The organism is Streptomyces sp. NPDC059456 (assembly GCF_042750055.1).
Lineage (GTDB): Bacteria > Actinomycetota > Actinomycetes > Streptomycetales > Streptomycetaceae > Streptomyces.
In genome coordinates, this window is the sequence record NZ_JBHYVA010000727.1 from 1 (window position 1) to 4,178 (window position 4,178).

The following is a 4,178-nucleotide window of genomic DNA, read 5'->3' on the forward strand; positions in this document are numbered from 1 at the left end:
GGGGGGGGGGGGGGGCCCCGGGGGCCGGTCATTCGGGCTGGACGACCGTCGCGGCCCAGCGGACGGTCGGGGCCGAGGTGGTGACGACGGCTCCGAAGCCGCCGTGCAGGCCCGTGCCCAGGGGGATGGTGATGCGGGCCGGGGTGTCCGCGGGGCAGTCCAGCGTGAACGGGGCCGGGTTGCGGTCCGGGTGTTCGTCGAGGGTGAAGGACACGACCATGCTGCCGCCGCCCTCGCAGGCGAACGTGGTGTAGGTGTCCAGGCGCGGGGAAAGGCCGCCCGAGACGAAGCCGCTGGAACCGGTCATCTCGGGTACCCAGATCAGGCCGTCGGGGCCCGGGTGGGGCAGGAGTTCGTCCTGCGCCGCCTGGGCGGTGCCGGTGGCCAGGGCGAGGGCCGCCGCCGTCGCCGCGAGCGTGAGCGCGGTGCGTCGTCCCTGGAACATGTGCGTCATGGGTCCCCCCGGAGGTGTGACTCGGGCCGTGTTCGACTTCCCCCACGTTAGGGGCCGGCACTGACAACGCCGGTCCGTCGGGGGCGCGGTGGACGGGGACGGGCGCGCCCGGCGGGGTACTCAAGGCGATGCTGCGGACCGCGCGGTGAGGGTGGCCAGGGCGGCCCGGGTGGTGACGCCCGTCTTGCGGAAGATGTGGGACAGGTGGGTGTCCACCGTGCGGGGGCTCAGGTACAGGCGGGCCGCGATCGCCGGGGTGGTCAGGCCCTCCGTCACCAGGGCCGCGATCTCGCGTTCACGGGGGGTGAGCTGGGGGAGCGGCGCCGGGTCGGGGGCCGGTGCGGTCGGCGGGAAGAGGTCCGCCAGGCCCGTCAGGAGGCGCGAGCCGCCCGTCTCCGCCAGGCGCCGGCCCCGGTGCCACAGGGTCGACGCCCTGCGGGAGCCACCCGACCGGGCCGCGAGAGGAGCGGCCATCAGGAGGGACTGGGCTTCCCAGAGGGTGGCTCCGGAACGGGCCGCCTCCGTCGCCGCCCGGACGTAGAGGTCCGCCGCCGCCGACGGCTCGCCCCGCGCCTCCCGCAGCACGGCCGCGCTGCGCAGGGCCGAAGCGTGCTGGCTGGGGAGGCCGAGGGGGGGGGCGGGGGCCGCGGGGGCGCCCGCCCCCCCCGCGCTCTTCCACGCTCGTCCAAGCAACGGGAACCGAACAAGGAGCAGCATCCTCAATGCCGATCGATGCCGCCAGGGCCCTCGCCGCAGACCCCCGCCAGGGGGAGATCGCCTGGGACCACAAGGACATCCAGCTCTACCACCTCGGACTCGGCGCGGGCACGAACCCCGGCAAAGCCAGCCCCGCCACCGACCCCGACGAGCTGCGCTACACCCTGGAGTCCAAGCTCCACGTCCTGCCCAGCTTCGCGACCGTCGCCGGTGCCGGCATGGCCATGCTGGGCGGCCTCGCCGCACCCGGGATCGACGTCAACCTGGCCGACGTCCTGCACGGCGGCCAGTCCATCGAGCTGCACCGGTCCATCCCCGTCAAGGGCCGGGCCTCCTCCACCGCCCGCGTCGCCGCCCTCTACGACAAGGGCAAGGCGGCCGTGATCGTCCTGCGCACCGAGGTCGCGGACGCCGACGGGCCGCTGTGGACCAGCGACGCGCAGCTCTTCGTACGGGGAGAGGGCGGCTTCGGCGGCGAGCGGGGCCCCTCCGTGACGGAGGAACTGCCCCAGCGCGCCCCCGACCGCGTCGAGGAGCGGCACATCCGCGAGGAGCAGGCGCTCCTGTACCGGCTGTCGGGCGACTGGAACCCCCTGCACGCGGACCCGGAGTTCGCCAAGCTGGCCGGCTTCGACCGGCCGATCCTGCACGGCCTGTGCTCGTACGGGATGACCCTCAAGGCCGTCGTCGACACGGCGCTGGGCGGGGACGTCTCGCGGGTCCGCGGCTACCGCACGCGCTTCGCCGGGATCGTCTTCCCGGGCGAGACCCTGCGGATCCGGATGTGGGAGGAGCCCGGCCGGGTCCTGGTCTCGGTGACCGCCGTCGAACGGGACGACGCGCCGGTCCTCGCCGACACCGTCGTCGAACACGCGTAACGCCCGACCCTCGCGACACACAAGGAGCCGCACCGTGCGCGCAGCACTGCAGAGCGAGATAGGCCAGGACAAGCTCGAGGTCGTCGACGACATGGAGGCCGTGGGCTTCGGCCCCGGCAAGGTCAGGATCCGCATCAAGGCCACCGGCCTGTGCCACTCGGACCTCTCCGCGATGAGCGGCGTGCTGCCGCAGCCCGCCCCCTTCGTCCCCGGCCACGAGGGCTCGGGCGAGATCGTCGACGTCGGCGACGGGGTGAGCACCCACGCCATCGGCGACCGGGTCCTCGTCTGCTGGCTGCCGCCGTGCGGGCACTGTCCGGCCTGCAAGCGCGGCCAGGGCCACTTGTGCCTGGAGTCCTTCGCGAACGTGGCCACGCCCAACTTCCGGCGCGCGGGCGGCGGGGACGTCTTCGGTTTCGCGGGCACCGGCACCTTCGCCGAGGAGATGGTGGTGCCCGCCTCGTGCGCCGTGCCGATCCCCGACGACCTGCCGTACGACATCGCCGCACTGATCGGCTGCGGGGTCACCACCGGCCTCGGCGCCGCCATCAACACCGCCAAGGTGGAAGCCGGGTCCTCGGTCGCCGTCATCGGCTGCGGCGGCGTCGGCATCTCCGTCATCCAGGGCGCCAAGGTCCAGGGCGCGGCGCAGGTCGTCGCCGTGGACCCGGTGGCCTCCCGGCGCGAGGCGGCGCTGCGCTTCGGCGCCACCGAGGCCGTCGCACCGGAGGCCTTCGCCGACGCCAAGAACCGGATCACGGCAGGTGAGGGCTTCGACTACGTCTTCGAGGTCGTCGGCAAGTCCGCGACCACGCAGACCGCGTACGAGATGACCCGGCGCGGCGGCTCCGTCGTCGTGGTCGGCGCGGGCGCGCTCGACGACAACTACTCGATCAACATGTTCTCGCTGTTCTTCGACGAGAAGAAGATCCTGCCGTCGATGTACGGGGGCGGGGACGTGCTCCGCTCGTACGAGCGCACCATCGCGCTGTGGCGGGCGGGCCGGGTGGACCTGGAGAGCCTGATCACGCACCGGGTGCACCTCGCCGAGATCAACGACGCCCTCGACCAGATGCGCACGGGCGTCGCCCTGCGCACCTGCATCGAACTCTGAGAGGAATCCGGTAGATGTCACTCCCACTTGAGGGGTTGTCCGCCATCGTCACCGGCGCCGGCCGCGGGCTCGGGCGGGCCGAGGCGATCGAGCTCGCGCGGCTCGGCGCGAGCGTGGTCGTCAACGACTTCGGCCAGCCGGGTCGGGACGGTTCCGGAGAGGCATCGGCCGCCCCGGCGCAGGAGGTGGCCGAGCAGATCCGTGCCGCGGGCGGGCAGGCGGTGGCGCACCTGGGCGACGTGGCCGACTTCGAGCAGGCGCGCGAGCTGGTCGACTTCGCGGTCGACAGCTTCGGCAAGCTCGACGTGCTGGTCAACAACGCGGGCATCCTGCGCGACCGGATGGTCTTCTCCATGTCGGAGGAGGAATGGGACTCGGTCATCCGGGTCCACCTCAAGGGCCACTTCAACACCACGCACTTCGCCTCCGTGCACTGGCGCGAGCGGTCGAAGGCGGCGGGCGCTCCGGTGTACGGCCGGATCGTCAACACCTCCTCCGAGGCCTTCCTCGGCGGCTCGGCCGGGCAGCCGAACTACGCGGCGGCCAAGGGCGGCATCGTGGGGCTGACCACCTCGACCGCCCTGGCGCTCGCCAAGTACGGGGTGACGGCCAACGCCATCTGCCCGCGCGCCCGGACCCGGATGACGGAGGACGTCTTCGCGGGCTTCCAGGTCCCCGAGGACGGCAAGCTCGACCCGCTGGCCCCCGAGCACGTCGCCCCGCTGGTCGGCTACCTGGCCTCGCCGGCCTCGGCGAAGGCGAACGGGCAGCTGTTCGTCGTGCACGGCGGGATCGTGGTCGTGATGGACCGCCCGAAGGTGGCCGCGAAGTTCGACACGGCCAAGGAGGCCTTCTCCTACGAGGAGCTGGACGGACTGCTCACCCCGCACTACGACTCCCGCCCGGCGGGCGAGACGTTCGCCGCGGCGGAGGTCCTGGGCCTCAGGCACGGCTGACACCGGCGCACGACCGCGGCGGGGGGCCCGCGCCCCCCCCCCCGCCCCCCCCCCCCCCC

At 73.5% G+C, this 4,178-nt stretch carries 5 protein-coding genes; 3 read left to right on the plus strand and 2 right to left on the minus strand.

Annotated elements, in window-relative coordinates; all coding sequences use genetic code 11:
• Positions 1-28 precede the first annotated feature (28 nt).
• Both ACFXA3_RS37230 and ACFXA3_RS37235 read right to left on the minus strand, forming a co-directional pair.
• Entirely contained in the window at positions 29-454 is a 426-nt protein-coding gene (locus ACFXA3_RS37230; protein WP_385194760.1) for a hypothetical protein, read from the minus strand.
• 120 nt (positions 455-574) lie between these two features.
• Positions 575-1,171, minus strand: a complete 597-nt coding sequence (locus ACFXA3_RS37235; protein WP_385194762.1) for a response regulator transcription factor — start codon at positions 1,169-1,171, stop codon at positions 575-577.
• Positions 1,172-1,176: 5 nt separating this feature from the next.
• On the opposite strand from ACFXA3_RS37235, the gene ACFXA3_RS37240 reads away from it, so the two are divergent.
• Genes ACFXA3_RS37240 through ACFXA3_RS37250 form a run of 3 tightly spaced genes read left to right on the plus strand, consistent with a single transcriptional unit; the run spans position 1,177 to position 4,119 of the window.
• Positions 1,177-2,049, plus strand: a complete 873-nt coding sequence (locus tag ACFXA3_RS37240; RefSeq protein WP_385194765.1) for a MaoC/PaaZ C-terminal domain-containing protein — start codon at positions 1,177-1,179, stop codon at positions 2,047-2,049.
• A 34-nt stretch (positions 2,050-2,083) separates the two neighbouring features.
• Entirely contained in the window at positions 2,084-3,163 is a 1,080-nt protein-coding gene (locus ACFXA3_RS37245) for a Zn-dependent alcohol dehydrogenase (protein WP_385194767.1), read from the plus strand.
• Between the two features lie 14 nt (positions 3,164-3,177).
• Positions 3,178-4,119 (plus strand): 3-oxoacyl-ACP reductase, encoded by a 942-nt coding sequence (locus ACFXA3_RS37250; protein WP_385194770.1) that lies wholly within the window; start codon positions 3,178-3,180, stop codon positions 4,117-4,119.
• The last annotated feature ends 59 nt before the right edge of the window (positions 4,120-4,178 follow it).

Coding starts and splice junctions, on each gene's coding strand:
- ACFXA3_RS37230 (WP_385194760.1), bottom strand. CDS start 454: ATGACGCACATGTTCCAGGGACGACGCACCGCGCTCACGCTCGCGGCG.
- ACFXA3_RS37235 (WP_385194762.1), bottom strand. CDS start 1,171: ATGCTGCTCCTTGTTCGGTTCCCGTTGCTTGGACGAGCGTGGAAGAGC.
- ACFXA3_RS37240 (WP_385194765.1), top strand. CDS start 1,177: ATGCCGATCGATGCCGCCAGGGCCCTCGCCGCAGACCCCCGCCAGGGG.
- ACFXA3_RS37250 (WP_385194770.1), top strand. CDS start 3,178: ATGTCACTCCCACTTGAGGGGTTGTCCGCCATCGTCACCGGCGCCGGC.